The 17,825-nt window shown below is 67.7% G+C and carries 16 protein-coding genes and 2 riboswitches; of the genes, 6 read left to right on the top strand and 10 right to left on the bottom strand.

Translation table 11 applies throughout. From position 1 onward, the window contains the following. The 6 genes from IC40_RS0121690 to IC40_RS0121665 all read left to right on the top strand — a co-directional run. Positions 1 to 697 (top strand): IMP dehydrogenase (locus IC40_RS0121690; RefSeq protein WP_030136777.1); only part of this gene is annotated, 697 nt, incomplete at its 5' end. A 256-nt stretch (positions 698 to 953) separates the two neighbouring features. Next, positions 954 to 2,306, top strand: coding sequence for a hemolysin family protein (locus IC40_RS0121685; RefSeq protein WP_411431660.1), 1,353 nt, complete (start codon positions 954 to 956; stop codon positions 2,304 to 2,306). Continuing rightward, positions 2,296 to 3,348 (top strand): hemolysin family protein, encoded by a 1,053-nt coding sequence (locus IC40_RS0121680; protein WP_030136775.1) that lies wholly within the window; start codon positions 2,296 to 2,298, stop codon positions 3,346 to 3,348. The genes IC40_RS0121685 and IC40_RS0121680 overlap by 11 nt, the downstream gene beginning before the upstream one ends. Continuing rightward, on the top strand, positions 3,345 to 4,223 hold the full coding sequence (locus tag IC40_RS0121675) for a hypothetical protein (RefSeq protein ID WP_030136774.1): 879 nt from the start codon (positions 3,345 to 3,347) through the stop codon (positions 4,221 to 4,223). The genes IC40_RS0121680 and IC40_RS0121675 overlap by 4 nt, the downstream gene beginning before the upstream one ends. Before the next feature lie 42 nt (positions 4,224 to 4,265). Continuing rightward, positions 4,266 to 6,449, top strand: coding sequence for a malate synthase G (locus IC40_RS0121670; RefSeq protein ID WP_030136773.1), 2,184 nt, complete (start codon positions 4,266 to 4,268; stop codon positions 6,447 to 6,449). 46 nt (positions 6,450 to 6,495) lie between these two features. After that, entirely contained in the window at positions 6,496 to 8,541 is a 2,046-nt protein-coding gene (locus IC40_RS0121665) for a vWA domain-containing protein (RefSeq protein WP_030136772.1), read from the top strand. Here the strand turns inward: IC40_RS0121665 and IC40_RS0121660 are convergent. The 10 genes from IC40_RS0121660 to IC40_RS0121615 all read right to left on the bottom strand — a co-directional run bounded on the left by IC40_RS0121660 (position 8,522) and on the right by IC40_RS0121615 (position 17,822). Beyond that, a complete protein-coding gene (locus IC40_RS0121660; protein ID WP_234411597.1) occupies positions 8,522 to 9,385 on the bottom strand; it encodes an endonuclease/exonuclease/phosphatase family protein in 864 nt (287 codons plus the stop codon). The genes IC40_RS0121665 and IC40_RS0121660 overlap by 20 nt on opposite strands. Positions 9,386 to 9,417: 32 nt before the next feature. Then, a complete protein-coding gene (locus tag IC40_RS0121655) occupies positions 9,418 to 10,323 on the bottom strand; it encodes an alpha/beta fold hydrolase (RefSeq protein ID WP_030136770.1) in 906 nt (301 codons plus the stop codon). A 9-nt stretch (positions 10,324 to 10,332) separates the two neighbouring features. Beyond that, on the bottom strand, positions 10,333 to 13,176 hold the full coding sequence (gene gcvP / locus IC40_RS0121650) for an aminomethyl-transferring glycine dehydrogenase (protein WP_042509740.1): 2,844 nt from the start codon (positions 13,174 to 13,176) through the stop codon (positions 10,333 to 10,335). Between the two features lie 39 nt (positions 13,177 to 13,215). Beyond that, positions 13,216 to 13,310: riboswitch (glycine riboswitch) on the bottom strand. Continuing rightward, positions 13,311 to 13,408: riboswitch (glycine riboswitch) on the bottom strand. Positions 13,409 to 13,470: 62 nt separating this feature from the next. Then, positions 13,471 to 14,094 (bottom strand): MerR family transcriptional regulator, encoded by a 624-nt coding sequence (locus IC40_RS0121645; RefSeq protein WP_023985854.1) that lies wholly within the window; start codon positions 14,092 to 14,094, stop codon positions 13,471 to 13,473. Positions 14,095 to 14,284: 190 nt separating this feature from the next. Further along, positions 14,285 to 14,779 carry a bifunctional nuclease family protein gene (locus IC40_RS0121640; RefSeq protein ID WP_019509977.1) on the bottom strand — a complete coding sequence of 165 codons (495 nt, stop codon included), beginning with the start codon at positions 14,777 to 14,779 and terminating at the stop codon, positions 14,285 to 14,287. Positions 14,780 to 14,825: 46 nt separating this feature from the next. Then, positions 14,826 to 15,554 (bottom strand): transcriptional regulator FtsR, encoded by a 729-nt coding sequence (gene ftsR, locus IC40_RS0121635; RefSeq protein WP_030136768.1) that lies wholly within the window; start codon positions 15,552 to 15,554, stop codon positions 14,826 to 14,828. Between the two features lie 28 nt (positions 15,555 to 15,582). After that, positions 15,583 to 16,047 carry a glycogen accumulation regulator GarA gene (gene garA, locus IC40_RS0121630; protein WP_023985855.1) on the bottom strand — a complete coding sequence of 155 codons (465 nt, stop codon included), beginning with the start codon at positions 16,045 to 16,047 and terminating at the stop codon, positions 15,583 to 15,585. A 199-nt stretch (positions 16,048 to 16,246) separates the two neighbouring features. Beyond that, positions 16,247 to 16,642, bottom strand: a complete 396-nt coding sequence (gene gcvH / locus IC40_RS0121625; protein WP_019509974.1) for a glycine cleavage system protein GcvH — start codon at positions 16,640 to 16,642, stop codon at positions 16,247 to 16,249. Between the two features lie 28 nt (positions 16,643 to 16,670). Next, the gene (locus IC40_RS0121620; protein WP_030136767.1) at positions 16,671 to 17,486 is read right to left on the bottom strand and encodes a DUF881 domain-containing protein; all 816 of its coding nucleotides are present in this window, start codon (positions 17,484 to 17,486) and stop codon (positions 16,671 to 16,673) included. Positions 17,487 to 17,489: 3 nt separating this feature from the next. Continuing rightward, positions 17,490 to 17,822, bottom strand: a complete 333-nt coding sequence (locus IC40_RS0121615; RefSeq protein WP_030136766.1) for a small basic family protein — start codon at positions 17,820 to 17,822, stop codon at positions 17,490 to 17,492. Positions 17,823 to 17,825: the final 3 nt, after the last annotated feature.

The raw sequence follows: 17,825 nt of genomic DNA, 5'->3' as shown, positions 1-17,825 counted from the left end.
GCACGGGCACCAGGCCAAGATGCTGGACGCGGTGGCCGCCGTCGCCGCCCTCGACCTGGGACTGCCACTGGCCGCGGGCAATGTCGTCTCGGCGGGCGGCACCCGCGATCTGATCAATGCCGGTGCTTCGATCGTCAAGGTCGGCGTCGGACCCGGGGCGATGTGCACCACCAGGATGATGACCGGCGTCGGCCGTCCGCAGTTCTCTGCCGTCGTCGAATGCGCTTCGGCGGCAACCGAACTCGGCGGTCACGTCTGGGCTGACGGCGGCGTGCGTCACCCGCGTGACGTGGCCCTCGCCCTGGCGGCCGGCGCCTCCAACGTGATGATCGGTTCCTGGTTCGCCGGCACCTACGAGTCACCGGGCGATCTGCTCCGCGACCGCGACGGCCGTCCCTACAAGGAGAGTTACGGGATGGCCTCCAAGCGGGCCGTCGCCGCCCGCACCGCGGCCGACGGGGCCTTCGACCGGGCCCGCAAGGCGCTGTTCGAAGAGGGGATTTCCAGCTCCCGGATGAGCCTGGATCCCAACCGGGGCGGCGTCGAGGACCTGTTGGACCACATCACCTCCGGTGTGCGCAGCACCTGTACCTATGTCGGCGCGCGGACGCTGCCCGAGCTGCACGACAAGGTCGTCCTCGGCGTGCAGTCGGCCGCCGGGTTCGCCGAAGGCCATCCGCTGCCGACGGGTTGGTGATGCTCGGCGCCGCGCAGCGGGCAGTTAGGATGGACCGGTTCCGCCGCCCCAAGAATGCCGCGACTGCGTCGCGCCGAAGACCAGAGAGGGACCCCGTGCCACAGGCACCCGTGGATGCTCCGGGTTCACCGCTGGGCTCGGGAAGCTCGCCGGAAATGGCGACCCCAACCGGCGAGGCATCCGACGCCGAACCGTCCCCTAGTCGGCCGGGCATGCGGCCCGGCAGCCATCCGGTGAGGTGGCCGTGAATCTCACCATGACCCTGCTCAGCCTCCTGGCATTCATCCTGTTGACCGCCGGGACCGCGGTCTTCGTGGCGGCCGAGTTCTCCCTGACCGCCCTGGAACGCAGCGTCGTCGAGGCCAACGCCCGGGCCGGCGGGCGACGCGAACAGTTCATTCGCAAGGCCCATCGCACCCTGTCCTTCCAGCTGTCGGGCGCCCAGTTGGGCATCTCGATCACGACCTTGGCCACCGGTTATCTGGCCGAGCCCGTGGTGGCCCGGTTGCTCTACGCCCCACTGACCGCGATCGGCATCCCGTCCGACTGGGTCAGTGGCATCGCGCTGGCACTGGCCCTGCTGATCGCCACCTCGGTGTCGATGATCTTCGGCGAGCTGGTGCCCAAGAACCTCGCGGTCGCCAAACCGCTGGCCACCGCCCGGTTCGCGGCCGCACCGCAGTGGTACTTCTCCAAGCTCTTCACCCCAGTGATCAAGGCCACCAACGGCACCGCCAACTGGATCCTGCGCCGGATGGGCATCGAACCGGCCGAGGAACTGCGTTCGGCGCGCTCGCCGCAGGAGCTGGTCTCACTGGTGCGCACCTCGGCGCGCAGCGGGGCCCTGGATGCCGACACCGCGGTGCTGGTGGACAGATCACTGCAATTCGGTGACCGTTCCGCCGAGGAACTGATGACACCGCGGTCGAAGATCGAATCCCTGGAGATCGAGGACACCGTGGCCGACCTGATGGCCGCCGCGATCCGCACCGGCCACTCCCGGTTCCCGATCGTCGACGGCGACCTGGATCAGACCGTCGGCATGGTGCACGTCAAGCAGGTCTTCGAGGTACCCGCCGAGTTGCGCGCACGCACCCCGCTGTCCCGGCTGGCCGTTCCGGTGCCGACCGTCCCGTCGACTCTGGACGGTGATGCGGTGATGACACAGATCCGCGGCAACGGCATCCAGACCGCCATGGTCGTCGACGAATACGGCGGCACCGCGGGCATGGTCACCGTCGAGGATCTGATCGAGGAGATCGTCGGCGATGTGCGCGACGAGCACGACGACGCCACCCCGGACGTGGTGCAGAGCCGCACCGGCTGGCAGGTGTCGGGGCTGTTGCGTATCGACGAGGTGGACTCGGAGACACCGTTCCGGGCGCCCGAGGGCGACTACGAGACGATCGGCGGGTTGGTGCTGGAGAAGCTCGGGCACATCCCCGAGGTGGGCGAGACCGTCGAGTTGACCGAATTCGACCCGGACCGGCCCGGTGACCCAGCGGTGCGCTGGCATGCCCGCGTGCTGCGGATGGACGGCAGGCGCATCGACCTGCTGGAGCTCGTCCAGGTCGACGGCGAACCCGAGGAGAACAGCCGTGGGTGGTGATCTGTTCGGGGTCGGTCTCGCCGTACTCCTGCTCGCGGCCAACGCATTCTTCGTCGGCGCCGAGTTCGCGCTCATCTCCGCTCGGCGTGACCGCCTGGAAGCACTTGCCGAGCAGGGCAAGAAGCGTGCCGTGACGGTCATGCGCGCCGGGGAACACCTGTCGCTGATGCTGGCCGGCGCCCAGCTGGGCATCACGATCTGCTCGATCCTGCTGGGCCGGGTGGGTGAACCCGCGGTGGCCCACCTGCTGGAGAAACCCGCTGCGCTCATCGGCATCAGCGACGCGATGCTGCACACGGTGTCCTTCGTCATCGCGCTGGCCGTCGTGGTGACCCTGCACGTGCTGCTCGGGGAGATGGTGCCCAAGAACATCGCCATCGCCGGGCCGGAGAGCACCGCGATGCTGCTCGTCCCGCCGTACCTGCTCTACATCCGTGCCGCGCGACCCTTCATCGCCTTCTACAACTGGGCCGCGAACACCACGCTGCGTGCGCTGCGCGTGGAGCCCAAGGACGAGCTCGACGTCACGGTGTCGACGGTCGAGCTGTCCGACATGATCGCCGAATCGCTCTCCGAAGGTCTGCTCGACCGCGAGGAGCACACCCGGTTGACCCGCGCCCTGCAGATCCGCGACCGCCATGTGGCCGACCTGGCGATCCCGCTGGATCGGATCTTCGCGGTGCCCGCCGCCGAACCCGGCTCCGGCCCCACCATCACCGCCATCGAACACGCGCTCTCGCAGACCGGCTATTCACGATTCCCGGTCGTGGGCGCCGACGGCAGCTATCTGGGATACCTGCACATCAAGGATGTCCTGCCCGTGCTCAGCGAGGACCTCACGGTGCTTCCCGCCGATATGGTGCGCCCCCTCATCCGGGTGCCATCGTCGCTGTCCCTGCCCGACGCGCTGACCCGAATGCGCCGGTCCAAGAGCCATCTCGCGCTGGTCACCAATGGTGGCCGGGTGACCGCGATGGTGACGTTGGAAGATCTGGTGGAGGACCTCGTCGGGACAGTGCGCGACGGGACTCACCGGGTGTGACCGAGCTCGGCCACGATGCCTGGACGGCACGCGAGGCCGCCCACCGGCGGCGTGTGGAGACGTTCGTCGCACCGCACCTGGAGCGCGCCCGCCGGGGTGAGCCACATCCGGTGTGGGACTTCCTGTTCACCTACTACAGTCTGCGGCCGCGCCAGTTGCGCCGCTGGCATCCCGGATTCGGGGTGGCGCTGTCCGGGCCGGACGCCCGGCGGTTCCTGGACCGCTCCGGCTACACCGAGATCGACGGCCTGGTGTGCGTATCCGACGAGCTGTTGCGCTCCCGGCAGGACACCGTCGAATTCATCGCCGCCCTGTTGCGCGGCACGGCGCGGCGCCCGGCCCGCTTCAACTGCTTCGGACTGCACGAATGGGCGATGGTGTACCGGTCCGACGAGGTCAGGCACGACGCGGTACCGCTGCGACTGGGTGCGGCAGGCACCGATGCCGTGGTCGAGTCGATGCCGCTGCGGTGCAGTCACTTCGACGCGTTCCGGTTCTTCACCCCGGCTGCGGTGGGGCGCAACGCCGAACAGCTCACCAGAGACGGTCAGCTCGCCGCCGAGCAACCGGGCTGCCTGCACAGCGGCATGGATCTCTACAAATGGGCCTACAAGCTGGGACCGCTGGTCGAGTCCGAACTGGTGCTGGATTGTCTGGATTTGGCCGCCGACGCTCGGGTCCTGGACATGTGTGCCAGCCCATACGACCTCACCGACTATGGTTTTGCACCGGTGGCCATCGAAACAGCCGCCGGCCGTGCCGAGTACGCCAGGGCACAGCATTACATCGCCGACCGCGCCGCACCATTGCGTGCGGAGCTGCTGGCCCGGTGTGACGCGCTGCGGGCACGGCTGCCCGCGCCCGTTCGCGCGTAGTTACCGATGGGTAAACTGGGTCGACTGTCAAAGGGAGGAACCATGACCGAGCGCGTGACCGTCGGCAACCTGCGGGTCGCCAAGGTGCTGCACGATTTCATCACCAATGAGGCGTTGCCGGGTACCGGTGTGGATCCGGACAGCTTCTGGGCCGGTGTGGACAAGGTCGTCGCCGATCTCGCCCCGCAGAACGAAGAGCTGCTCGCCCGCCGCGACGACCTGCAGGCCCAGATCGACAGGTGGCACCGCGCGCGCGTCATCGGTCCCTTCGATGCCGCCGAGTACAAGCAGTTCCTCACCGATATCGGCTATCTGGCACCCGAGCCCCCCGACTTCACCGTGACCACCTCCGGGGTGGACACCGAGATCACCTCGACCGCGGGCCCGCAGCTCGTCGTGCCGATCCTCAATGCCCGCTTCGCGCTCAACGCCGCCAACGCCCGTTGGGGCTCGCTGTATGACGCGCTCTACGGCACCGATGTCATCTCCGATGAGGGCGGCGCCGAGGCAGGCTCCTCCTACAACAAGGTCCGGGGCGACAAGGTCATCGCCTATGCCCGCAACTTCCTCGACGAGGCGGTGCCGTTGGCCGAGGGATCGTGGGCCGATATCACCGAGGTCAAGATCGAAGACGGGCAGCTGGTTCCCTCGTTGGCCGATCCGTCGGCATTCGTCGGCTACACCGGCGAGTTGGGCGCAGCATCCTGGTCGGTGCTGCTCAAGCACAACGGTCTGCACATCGAGATCCTCATCGACCCGTCCTCGCCGATCGGCTCGACCGACAAGGCAGGCATCAAGGATGTCGTCCTGGAGTCGGCGATCACGACGATCATGGACTTCGAGGACTCGGTGGCCGCCGTCGACGCCGAGGACAAGGTGCTCGGCTACCGCAACTGGCTCGGACTCAACCGCGGCGACCTCTCCGAAGAGGTCAGCAAGGGCGGCAAGTCGTTCAACCGGGTGCTCAACCCCGACCGGGAGTTCACCACCCCCGACGGGTCCGGCGAGCTGAGCCTGCCCGGCCGCAGCCTGCTGTTCGTCCGCAACGTCGGACACCTGATGACCAACGACGCCATCGTCTTCGACAATGACGGTGCCGACGGCGCCGAGGTTCCCGAGGGCATCCAGGATGCGCTGTTCACCGGCCTGATCGCCATCCACGGCCTCAAGGAGGGCGAGCAGAACGGCCCGTACCGCAACTCGCGCACCGGTTCGGTCTACATCGTCAAGCCCAAGATGCACGGCCCCGACGAGGTCGCGTTCACCTGCGAGCTCTTCTCCCGCGTCGAGGATGTCATCGGCGTGCCGCAGGGCACCCTCAAGGTCGGCATCATGGACGAGGAGCGTCGCACCACGCTGAACCTGAAGGCGTGCATCAAGGCCGCCGCCGACCGCGTCGTGTTCATCAACACCGGCTTCCTGGACCGCACCGGCGACGAGATCCACACCTCGATGGAGGCGGGCCCGATGATCCGCAAGGGCGCGATGAAATCGCAGCCCTGGATCAAGGCCTACGAGGACGCCAACGTCGACACCGGCCTGGCGACCGGTCTGGCCGGACGGGCCCAGATCGGCAAGGGCATGTGGGCGATGACCGACCTGATGGCCGATATGGTCGAGCAGAAGATCGGTCAACCCAAGGCCGGCGCCACCACGGCATGGGTGCCATCGCCCACTGCCGCCACCCTGCACGCGATGCACTACCACCAGGTCGACGTCGCCGCGGTGCAGAAGGAGCTGGCAGGCAAGAAGCGCGCCACCATCGACGAGCTGCTGACCATCCCGCTGGCCGGTGAGCTGGCCTGGTCCCCCGACGAGATCCACGAAGAGGTGGACAACAACTGCCAGTCGATCCTGGGCTATGTCGTGCGCTGGATCGATGCCGGTGTCGGCTGCTCGAAGGTGCCCGATATCCACAATGTCGCGCTGATGGAAGACCGTGCCACGCTGCGTATTTCGAGTCAGCTGTTGGCCAACTGGCTGCGCCATGGCGTCATCACCGAGGGCGATGTCAAGGCCAGCCTGCGCCGGATGGCCGCCATCGTCGACGAGCAGAATGCCGGCGACGCCGACTACCTGCCGATGGCGCCCGATCCCGAGGCCAGCATCGCCTTCCAGGCGGCCCAGGAACTCATCCTGTCGGGAGCCCAGCAGCCCAGCGGCTACACCGAGCCGATCCTGCACCGGCGTCGTCGCGAGTTCAAGGCGCGTGCCGCGAACCAGTGACTAGACTTCGGCGGGGTATTCGACACGACGAGACAAGAGGGTAGGGATGGGCAGGCACAGCATTCCCGATCCCGACGACCAGCCTGACGAGCAGTTCGGAGTCTCCGGCGATCCCCGCCGCGACGAGCCCGCTGCCGGGTCGTCGGCCGGACAGCACGAACAGCCCGAGTTCGGTTACGACACAGACGATTACCGATACGAGACGAACGCCGGCTACGACGAGCCTCGCCGGGACGACTACGCGGACCACAAGTACGAGGACCACGAGTACGAGGATCCCGATCCGGCTCCGCGGGGTTTCCCGGCGGTCGCCGACGAGGACTCCCCCACCCAGGCGTTTTCGGTCACCGGTCGGCAACGCACCTTCGAGGGCGGGGAATGGACCGGTTCGCACCGGGCGATCACCACCGGCCGGCGCACCGTCAGCCGCGGTGTCGTCATCGCACTGATCACGGTGGTCGCCGTGGTCGGTGCGGTGATTCTGTGGCAGTTCTTCGGCAACGCGCTGTCCGACCGCAGCCAGGCCTCGGCCGACAGGTGCGTCGAGGGTGAGGTCACCGTCGCCGTCGTCGCCGATCCGGCCATCGCCGAGCAGATCTCGGCCCAGGCCCAGGATTACGTGGGTACCAATCCCCGCGTCGGTGACCGCTGCGTCAAGGTGGCCGTCACCGCGGCCGATGCCGACGCCGTCGTCGCCGGGTTCAGCGGCGACTGGCCGGGCGATCTCGGTGAGCGGCCCGCCGTGTGGCTCCCCGGCAGTTCATCGGCGGAGTCCCGTCTGGAGGCGGCCGCGGGGCCGGAATCGGTGATCGACAGCCGCTCCCTGGTCAGCTCACCGGTGGTGCTCGCCGTACGGCCGGAGCTGAAAACGGCGTTGTCCGAGCAGAACTGGTCGACACTGCCGAACCTACAGACCAATCCGGCCGGTCTCGACGGACTGAACCTGCCCGGCTGGGGCGGACTGCGGTTGGCATTACCGACCGCGGGCAACAGCGACGCGGGCATCCTCGCGGCCGAGGCCGTCGCGGCGGCGTCCGCGGCCCCGAACGCGCCGGTGACCTCCGGTGCCGGTGCCGCACAACGGCTCATGGGCGCGCAGCCCGAACTCGCCGACAAGCGGGCGTCCACCGCACTCGATGCCCTCGTCAACGCCGCCGAACCGGCCGCCGCGCCGGTACATGCCGTCGCCACCACCGAGCAGCAGGTGTTCCGGCGCGGAGCCGATATGGCCGATGCGGACAGCAAGTTGGCCGCCTGGATTCCGGCCGGTCCGACCCCGGTTGCCGATTTCCCCGTCGTACTGCTCAGCGGCGAGCGGTTGGCCAAGGAACAGGTCAGTGCGGCCAGCGAATTCGACCGCTTCATGCGCAAACCCGAGCAACTCGCCAAACTGGCCGAGGCCGGATTCCGCGCCGACGGCGCATCGAATCCGGACAGCCCGGTGACCGACTTTCCCGCCGTGACCACACCGCTGTCGTTCGCAGATCCGGCCGAACGTGCCGGCCTGGCGGCCCGGTTGGCCGCCCCCGTGCAGGACGGCACGGTCACGGTGATGCTCGGCCAGTCCGTTCCCGGACTGACCGACGTCGCTGCCGCGCTCAACGACCGGCTACAACAACTGCCGCCGTCGGCAGCGGTAGGCCTGTGGACTTTCGACGGCGTGGCCGGCCGATCGGCGATCACCACCGGTCCGCTCGGGGATGACCTCGGCGGCACCCCGCGGTCCGCGGCGCTCGGTTCGAGCCTGCAGTCCCAGGGTGGTTCGGCCAGCGGTGCCGTGTCGTTCACGACGCTGCGTCTGGTCTACGGTGACGCGCTCGCCGGTTTCCGTCCCGACCAACCGAATTCGGTACTGGTGGTGACCGCGGGCCCGCACACCGACCGCAGTCTCGACGGTGCCGGGTTGATCTCCTACATCCAGGGCGCGGCCAATCCGCAGCGTCCGGTGGCGGTCAACGTCATCAACATCGGTGACGATCCGGATCGGGCGACATGGGAGGCGGTGGCCCAGGCCAGCGGCGGTCAGTACCGCAACGTCACCGGTGCCGCCGATCCGGCATTCGGCGATGCCGTCAGCGAGTTCCTCGGCTGACCCGCTCCAGCGTGCACTGCACGCCGAAGTGATCCGAAGGGAAGATTCGGGGTAGCTCGGGTGCGACCGGTTCACGCCCGAGCAGCCGGATCGAGTGTGCGCTCCAGGCGTCGGCTCTGACCAGCACCCGATCGAATCGGACGTGGCGGTGCTTGTCCTTCATGTCATAGCGCATGTGGTTGATGGTGGTGTCCTCGGTGAATCCCGGCTCGTCGGGATGCAGCGTCGGCCACACATCGCGGAAGTCGGCGGGCAGGATGTGGTTCTCGGCGTCGCGCAGGTTGAAGTCCCCCATGATCGCGACCTCCGGGTGGCTGCGCACCGAGTCGACGACCAGACGCAGCTGACGTTCGCGCAACGCGGCGGCGGCCTTTCCGCTTTCGAGGTGCAAGCCCACGATGGTGAAGCTGCGGCCGCCGATGGTGTACCGCGCCGTCAGGTACCCGCGGGACAGGTTCGACGGCAGTCGCGTGTAACTCACCCGCTCGACCGGGATGCGCGACAACAGCAGCATCCCGTAGTGACCGAGCCTGCCACCGCACACGGCTGCGCTGGAGTAGTGCGCGCGGATCCAGGGTTGGGCCAACAGCACGGTCAGCGCCGGTTCGGTGACCTCTTGGAACACCATGACATCCGGGGCTTCTCGGGCCAGGATGTCAGCGATCGCCTGATAGCGCTGCGTAGCGCACAGCTCGTTGAACCAAATGTTGTAGGTCGCCAGCGAGAGCCGGTCCAGGTCCGCGCCGGTGCCGAGCCGGCCGGTGCTACGAGTCCAGCCGGAGTCGAACCGCCGCACCGGCATCGGCGTGGTCCTGCGCAACACCGAGGGCCACACCCGCTTCATGACACCCAAACGTACGCCGCCGGTCCCCGATGTCAGTGCAGCGACAACAGATCCCGCACCTGCACGGCGAACTCCCTTGGCACCTCGACCTGCGGATAGTGCCCGACGTCCGGCAACTCGACGACGTCGGCAGCAGGCCGCAGATCCCGCAGGCCAACCAGTACGTTGACCGTCGCCACCGGATCCTGTAGCCCCCACAGATAGCTCAACGGTTTCGTCCACGCCGCGATCGCGCCGTGCCAACGCGATGCGTACCGCACGCGCTCGTCCAGATAAGCGCACAGCAGATGCATGATGCGATGACCATCGTTGTGGGCCAACAACGCCCACTGCGCCTCGGCCTCGTCGGCCGTGAGTGGGTGCGCCGAGGAGAACAGCCTGGCGAAGCCGCGGATGAATGCGGCGCGACTCGTCAGCCGGGACAGCAGCGGTCCCAGCGGCCCACGCAAAACCTTCTGCGAAGGGCGCAGACTGGCTCGCTCCAGGATCACGCTGCCATTGGTCAGCACCGCGGCCCGCAGATCGAAGGTCAGGCGCCCTTCGACATCTCGGGCCAACAGTTCGGTGGCGACCGAGGTGCCCATGTCGTGGGCCACCACGACCACCGGCCCGGTCGTCGTCTGCGCGAGTACATCCTCGACGATGTCGGCCTGCTCCAGCAGGCTGTAGACGCGCGGGCTGCGCCGACGCCCCGGTCGCTGCGCTCCTGCCCACCGAGGCTTGTCCGACAGCCCGAACCCCAGGAAATCCAGCGTCAGCCAAGACTGTCCGGCCAGCTCGTCGACGACCCTGCGATAGTCGAAGGAGCTGGACGGAAACCCGTGCAGCAGAAGCAGCGTCGGGCCCGCACCCGGTGCGGACCGGACGAAGATCCGACCCGACGGGGTGGTCAGAAATCGACCACCGTCCGCCCAGTCCTGCACATCTGCCGGTAGCACCCGGTCAGGCTAAGCGAACGCCTCCACCGGCGGGCACGAACAGACCAGATTGCGGTCGCCGTAGGCGGCGTCGATGCGGCGCACCGGCGGCCACACCTTGGGACGGAAACCCTTGCCCAACGGGTAGGCGGCCTCCTCGCGGCTGTACGGGTGCGCCCATTCGCTCACCAGCAGCGACTCGGCGGTGTGCGGGGCCCCGCGCAACGGGTTGTCATCGGCAGGCCACACCCCGGACCCGACCTTGTCGATCTCGGACCTGATCGCGATCATCGCGTCACAGAAAGCGTCGACTTCGGCAAGGCTCTCGCTCTCGGTGGGCTCGACCATCAGCGTGCCGGCAACCGGAAAGCTCATGGTCGGGGCGTGGAAGCCGAAGTCCGCCAATCGTTTCGCGACATCATCTACGGTCACCCCGGTCGCCTTGGTGATCGGGTTGAGATCGAGAATGCATTCGTGGGCAACCATGCCGCTCTCACCGGTGTAGAGCACCGGGAAGTACTCGTCGAGCCGGCGTGCCACATAGTTCGCCGACGCGATCGCGGTCAGCGATGCTGCCCGCAGCCCGACCGCGCCCATCATCCGGATATAGGTCCAGGTGATCGGCAGGATGGACGCCGACCCGTAGGGCGCTGCCGACACGGTGTAATGATCGCCGAGCTCGTCGGCCAGCGGATGGCCGGGCAGGTACGGCGCCAGGTGGCTGCGCACCGCCACCGGCCCGACACCGGGACCGCCACCACCGTGCGGGATGCAGAACGTCTTGTGCAGATTCAGATGGCTGACATCGCCGCCGAACCGGCCCGGGCGGGCAAGGCCGACCAGCGCGTTGAGGTTGGCACCGTCGACGTAGACCTGACCACCGGCGTCGTGCACCGCGGCGCAGATGTCGGCGACGTCGTGCTCGTACACACCGTGGGTGGACGGGTAGGTGATCATCAACGCCGCAAGACGCTCGGCGTGCTCGGACACCTTGGCGCGCAGGTCATCCAGGTCGACGTCGCCGTTGGCCCGGCATTTCACCACCACGACCCGCATCCCGACCAGCGCCGCCGAGGCCGCGTTGGTGCCGTGCGCGCTGGATGGGATGAGGCAGACATTGCGTTCGGCGTCACCATTGGCGCGGTGGTAGGCCTGGATGGCCAGCAGCCCGGCGTACTCGCCCTGGGACCCTGCGTTGGGTTGCAGCGAGATCTCGTCGTAACCGGTGATCCCGGTCAGCCAGGTCTGTAGATCCGAGATCAGCCGGCGCAGACCCGGATTGTCCGAAGCGGGGGCGAACGGGTGCTGCTTGGCGAACTCCGGCCACGTGATGGGCTCCATCTCGGCCGCCGCGTTGAGCTTCATCGTGCACGATCCCAGCGGGATCATGCTGCGGTCCAGCGCGATGTCCTTGTCTGCCAGCGAGCGCAGGTACCGCATCATCGAGGTCTCGGTGCGGTACAGGTGAAACGCCGGGTGGGTCAAGAATTCCGTTGTGCGGGTTTCGATATCCACACCGGCACACTCGCCGGCGGGAGCGGCGCCGAACGCGGCGAGCACGGCGTCGACGTGGGAGTCGGTGGTCGCCTCATCGCAGGCCACCGACACATGGTCGGCGTCCACGCGCCACAGGTTGATCCCGGCGTCTTTCGCGGCGGCGACGATATCGTCGGCGCGGCCGGGGACACGCGCCAGCACGGTGTCGAAGAACGCCTGGTGCACCACCGCGTCACCGAGGCCGGCGGCGAGCCTGGCCGCGTGCGCGTGCACCCGGCGGGCGATGGCGGTGAGGCCTGCGGCGCCGTGGTAGCTGGCGTACATGGCGGCGATCACGGCCAGCAGCACCTGCGCGGTGCAGATGTTGCTGGTCGCCTTGTCGCGGCGGATGTGCTGCTCGCGGGTCTGCAAACTCAACCGATAGGCCGGTGATCCGTCGGCATCCAGCGACACTCCGACCAACCGGCCCGGCAGCTGGCGGGCGTGCTTGGTGTGCACGGCGAGGTAACCGGCGTGCGGACCGCCGAACCCCATCGGTACGCCGAACCGCTGCGTGGTGCCGAACGCGACATCGGCACCCAGCTCCCCCGGCGGGGTGATCAGCGTCGCCGCCAGCAGATCGGCACCGACGGCGACCAGCGCACCGCGCTCGTGCGCGGCGGTCACCAGATCCGACCAGTCCTGGATGCGACCGCTCGCGCCGGGCAGCTGGACGATGACGCCGAAGAAGTCACCCTCGGGCAAGCCCGCGCTCAGGTCGGCGGTGACGATCTCGATGCCCAGCGGTTCGGCGCGGGTGGCGAGCACGGCGGCGGTCTGGGCGTACACATCGGTGTCCACGGCCAGCCGGTTAGACGGACCCTTCACCGCACGGTGCATCAGTGTCATCGCCTCGGCGGCGGCGGTGCCCTCGTCGAGCATCGAGGCGTTGGCCACATCAAGCCCGGTCAGGTCGGCGACCATGGTCTGGAAGTTCAGCAGCGCCTCAAGGCGTCCCTGGCTGATCTCGGGTTGGTAGGGCGTATAGGCGGTGTACCAGGCCGGGTTCTCCAGGATGTTGCGGGTGAGCACCGGCGGGGTGAGTGTGTCGTAGTACCCCTGCCCGATCATCGACACCGCGACGGTGTTGGTATCGGCCAGGGCGCGCAGCTCGGCGAGCGCCTCTTCCTCGGTTGCCGGGGGCGGCAGCTGTTCGAGACCCGGGGCGACACCGTCGACGCCGACCGCGTCGAGGATGCCGGCCGGCAGCGCCTTGCCTGCCAGTTCGTCGAGGGAGCCGACGCCGATCACGCTCAACATGGTGGCGATGGCGTCGGAATCGGGCCCGATATGGCGGGTAGCGAAACCGGACGAGGTCGAAGGCACATCAGGTGACACAGAAGTCTCCCCGGGTCGAGGTGTGCGCCGCGAAGCGCGTCCTCTCCCTCTGTCGGGGTGCCTGAGAGATTCAGCCCGGATCCGGGCCTTTCCCCATGGGCGGGTGCACACAGCACCGCTTTCCAGAGGCATCGTGGCCGCGCGCGGTCCGGGGGCCTGAGAGGTTGACGGAGAGGTGTTGCTCCTTCGGCGTCCGTGGCTGGCGGCCACGGAACTCTCCCGCGCATGGGCGATACGCGCTCAATTCTAGCGGTTCACCCGATCCGACGGCGTTCGCGCCGGGAACGGTCCGTATCAGCCGATCTTGCGGTCGCGGCTCTTGCGCCGGGACGCCAATTCATCCTCGGGGGCGGCGATCGACTCGCCACCGTCGGCGCGCTCGCCGGGGAAGTCGGCAATCGCACCGGTCAGCTCGCGCATCGCACCGGACACCGCGATACCGAACACGCCCTGACCACCCTGCAAAAGGTCGACGACCTCCTCGGCCGAGGTGCATTCGTAGACGGTGGTGCCATCGGAGAAGAGCGTGATGTTGGCCAGATCCTGTACGCCCCGCTGGCGCAGGTGATCGACCGCGACGCGGATGTTGTGCAGTGAGATGCCGGTGTCGAGCAACCGCTTGACGATCTTGAGGACCAGCACGTCCTTGAAGGAATACAACCGCTGACTACCCGAACCCGCGGCGCCGCGGATCGACGGAACGACCAGCGAGGTCCGTGCCCAGTAGTCGAGCTGGCGATAGGTGATTCCGGCGATCTGGCAGGCACTGGGACCGCGGTAGCCGACGAGTTCGTCCGGGATCGAGTCATCCGGGAACAGGCCGCCCTGGACGGGTTCTCCGGATGCGCCGTTCGCGGGCGGTGTCAGCCCGCCGGCAGAAGACAGATCCAACTCCCCCTGATGTGGCGTGTCGCCCACAGTCCATCCTCTCGCCGTCGCCCACGGGCACACGTGACATCACGCTGGAACCCGAGTTCGAATATGTCGAGCATACGCTCAACACATTGCCGCTACTGCTCGTCGTCGATCAAAATTATGGCTGTCCGTACGGCACGTCGCCGACACAGAAACCGCGTGTCGACATCACGAGACGCATCCGTGATCTTGGTCAGGTCGCTTTGAAATCGTCGGGCGAGATGCTGTCCAGGAACTCCTTGAACTTCTCCACCTCGTCCTCGCGGACCGGCTCGGCGGAGTCCTCATCGGTCTCGTCGGGAATCAGCAGGCCGGCCTCCGCCAACACGGATTCCTCGACATAGATCGGAACCCCGACCCGCAGGGCGATCGCGACCGAGTCCGACGGGCGGGCCGAGACCTTGATATCGCGGTCGAAGATCAGGTCGGCGTAGAAGGTGCCCTCCTGCAGATCGACGATGCGCACCTCTTTGAGCGAATGTCCCAACGCTGCAATCAGATCGCGGATCAGATCATGAGTCTGCGGCCGGGGCGCCTCGATGCCCTGCTGTTCATGCGCGATGGCCTGCGCCTCGGGCTGACCGATCCAGATCGGCAGGTAGCGCTCGCCGTTCGCCTCGCGCAGCAGCAGCACCGGCTGGTTCTGCGGCTGCTCAACGCGAATACCGACAACCCGTACCTCACCCATCAGCGCCTGCCCTCCGCGAAGAAGCCGTCGTCGAAAATTCTAGTCCTCACCGGTCGAGAACGTCGCGCACGGCCGATTTGATCAGCGACGTGTGCAGTGTGATTGCCAGGGCGGCAACCTCGCGGGCCAGATCATCGGCCCGGTCGCGGGCACCGGCCTTGCCTGCGGCCGCGACCGGTCCCGCGATCTGGGCGATCAGGTCGGACTGCCGGTCGGCCGCCGAGCGGAACGCGCGTAGGTGGCGCGGCTCGACGCCGTAGTCCGCCAGGGCCTTGGCGCATTGGGCGATGGTGACCGAATGCTCATCGAAGAGTCCGGCCGGGCCCGGCTTGATCACACCCGCCGTCACCAGGGCCGACAACATGCTGTTGTCGATACCCGACCGGGCCACCAAATCCTCACGGCTGAGCCGAACCTGGGTGGGTGCGATCGCCGCCGGGTCTCCCGTCGAATCACCGTCGGCGACCTGGACCAACCGGGGTGTCGAATAACCCGCGCTGGCAGGCAACTCGTTGTCGGGCTGGGCGTCCAACTGCGCCTTGATGACCTTCAGCGGCAGGTACTGGTCACGCTGTGCGGTGAGCACGAAGCGCAATCGGGCGCAGTCGTACGCCGTGAACCGCCGATACCCTGCCGCCGATCGCTGCGGCGTCACCAGCCCCTCGGCCTCCAGGAACCGGATCTTGGAGATGGTGACATCGGGAAAATCCGGGCGCAGCAGATCGAGCACCGCTCCGATGGACATCCCGGCGGGCACCGGGTCCGGTTGGGTCATCTGGACCTCGCGCGAGCGCTCCGGCGACTCAGCCGGCGTCGTCGGTCTTGGGACCGGTGAGGAACACCAGCCGGAACTTGCCGATCTGCACCTCGTCACCGTTGGACAGCACGGCAGAGTCGACGGGTTCCCGGTTGACGTAGGTGCCGTTGAGGCTGCCGACATCGACGACCTGGAATTCGCCGGACTCCAGCCGGAACTCGGCGTGCCGACGGCTGACCGTCACGTCATCGAGGAAGATATCGCTGTCGGGGTGGCGACCCGCCGACGTGGTCGCCTGGTCCAGCAGGAACCGCGAACCGGCGTTGGGGCCGCGCTTGACGACGAGCAGCGCCGAACCCGCAGGCAGACCCTCCACGCCCGATACCGAGCTCTCGGTGCCGGTGCTGGCCGGGGCGTCCAGTTCGTTGAGGAAATCGGCGCGGAAAACCGAGGTCGTCTCTACCGTCACCTCGTCGGACTGGTCTGCCTGAAAGTTGCTGTTCTCCGTCACCCGCTGCTCCTCTGCTGGCTGCTGTGGCGTGCCTGGCCGATGCCCGTCAGGCCATTCGGCAGCCCAACGGACCCTGGTTGCGTCTCATGTCGACCGTACCGCGCCGGGCGGACCATTGGGTCCACCACCGCCGGATCCGCCTGACACGGGCTCGGTCACGCCTGTCCTTGATGAACGATCGGCAAAACCCTAACAACACCTACTCGGGAAGGATTGCCCGGTAGCCGTCGGCGTCCAGGAGATCGGGCAACGGGCCCGGCTCGGGAGCCGTCTCGACCTGCAGTTCGACCAGCCATCCGGCGCCGTAGGGGTCGGAGTTGACCAACTCCGGATTGCCCTCGAGCTCACCGTTGACGGCAACGACTTTCGCCGTGATCGGTGCGTACAGATCCGACAGCGACTTCGTCGATTCGACCTCACCGAAACTGTCGCCTGCGCTGACCGCGGCCCCCACGTCGGGCAGCTGCACGAACACCACGTCACCGAGGGCGGCCTGCGCGTAGTCGGTGATGCCCACCCGGACGGTGTCCTCGCCGGTGCGTCGCACCCACTCGTGCTCGGCGGTGTACTGCAGATCGGACGGGATCTCGCTCACGGGGCTCCTTTGACGGATACAAGCGGACTTACTTGACGGGCTGAGCGTATTGGCGAGGTTTCGGTTGCCGCAAGGCGGTCACGTCGATGACATCGGCCTGGGCCACCGTCATCGATCCGCCGACCCGCTTCACGCTGTCCATCGCACCGCCGGGGATGTTCATGGCGGCGGCCAGTGTCGGCGGATCACCGATCGCCAGAACAGAATACGGCGCCCCGATGGTGGCCCCGTCGACGATCAGCGCGCCCGGCGCGCCGACCACCCAGGTGTCGACCCCGACCCGGATACCCGCCGCATCCCGTCCGGCCCCGCCGGCGCGGGTCCCCCGCACCTCCATGGCCTCGGCACCAGCGGCCCGCAGCTCGTTGATCACGTCGAGCATGGTCTCCGGCGACACACCGGCCGCCGCATCCTCGATGGTGATCGTCACACCGGGGCCCACCGCGGCGACCGTGCCGATCATGATCGACAGCGCCGCCAGCCGGGCCTGCGCATTCTCGATGGCGGCCTGATCACTGCTGCCGGACTGTTGCAACGAGTTCAACGTCTCCTGCAGCTCGGCAACCTCGGTGTTCAGGGCGGCCTCGCGCTGCTGCAGCGAATCGAGCAGGACCAACAGATCCGCCGGGCGCGCCGAGTCCAGCGAATCGCCGGTGCTGGTCTGACGGACCTGCGTCGCGATCGCGATACCGAGCAGCAGACACAGCAGCACGCCGAAGGTCCCGAAGATCACCTGGGACCGGCTCCGCCGCACCCGGCCGGCACCGCCCGGCGGCAGCTCGTGCTTGCCATGCTCGGGCTCGGTCGATTTGTGATCGTCGGTGTGCTCGCTGTGCTCCCCCATGACTCAGGCCCCGAACAGACGCCTGCGCAAGGCCGCGGCATTACCGAAGATCCGGATACCGAGCACCACGATGATCGCAGTGGACAGCTGCGTACCGACGCCGAGCTGATCGCCCACGTAGACGATCAGGGCGGCCACGAGCACGTTGAAGACGAAGGAGACGACGAACACCTTGGAATCGAAGATGTGCTCCAGGTAGGCACGCAGACCACCGAACACGGCGTCCAGCGCCGCGACCACCGCGATGGGGAGATACGGCTGGATCGCCTCGGGTACACCGGGGTGGAAGACGAGCCCCAACACGATGCCGACGGCGAGTGCGGCGATTCCGATCATCGC

The sequence above is a fragment of the Mycolicibacterium neoaurum ATCC 25795 genome, from assembly GCF_000691525.1.
In the GTDB taxonomy this organism is placed as follows: domain Bacteria; phylum Actinomycetota; class Actinomycetes; order Mycobacteriales; family Mycobacteriaceae; genus Mycobacterium; species Mycobacterium neoaurum.
This window is presented reverse-complemented; position numbering and strand designations above follow the sequence as displayed.

Coding starts and splice junctions, on each gene's coding strand:
- IC40_RS0121685 (WP_411431660.1), top strand. CDS start 954: ATGACCCTGCTCAGCCTCCTGGCATTCATCCTGTTGACCGCCGGGACC.
- IC40_RS0121670 (WP_030136773.1), top strand. CDS start 4,266: ATGACCGAGCGCGTGACCGTCGGCAACCTGCGGGTCGCCAAGGTGCTG.
- IC40_RS0121665 (WP_030136772.1), top strand. CDS start 6,496: ATGGGCAGGCACAGCATTCCCGATCCCGACGACCAGCCTGACGAGCAG.
- IC40_RS0121660 (WP_234411597.1), bottom strand. CDS start 9,385: ATGAAGCGGGTGTGGCCCTCGGTGTTGCGCAGGACCACGCCGATGCCG.
- IC40_RS0121640 (WP_019509977.1), bottom strand. CDS start 14,779: ATGGGTGAGGTACGGGTTGTCGGTATTCGCGTTGAGCAGCCGCAGAAC.
- ftsR (WP_030136768.1), bottom strand. CDS start 15,554: ATGACCCAACCGGACCCGGTGCCCGCCGGGATGTCCATCGGAGCGGTG.
- IC40_RS0121620 (WP_030136767.1), bottom strand. CDS start 17,486: ATGGGGGAGCACAGCGAGCACACCGACGATCACAAATCGACCGAGCCC.
- IC40_RS0121615 (WP_030136766.1), bottom strand. CDS start 17,822: ATGATCGGAATCGCCGCACTCGCCGTCGGCATCGTGTTGGGGCTCGTC.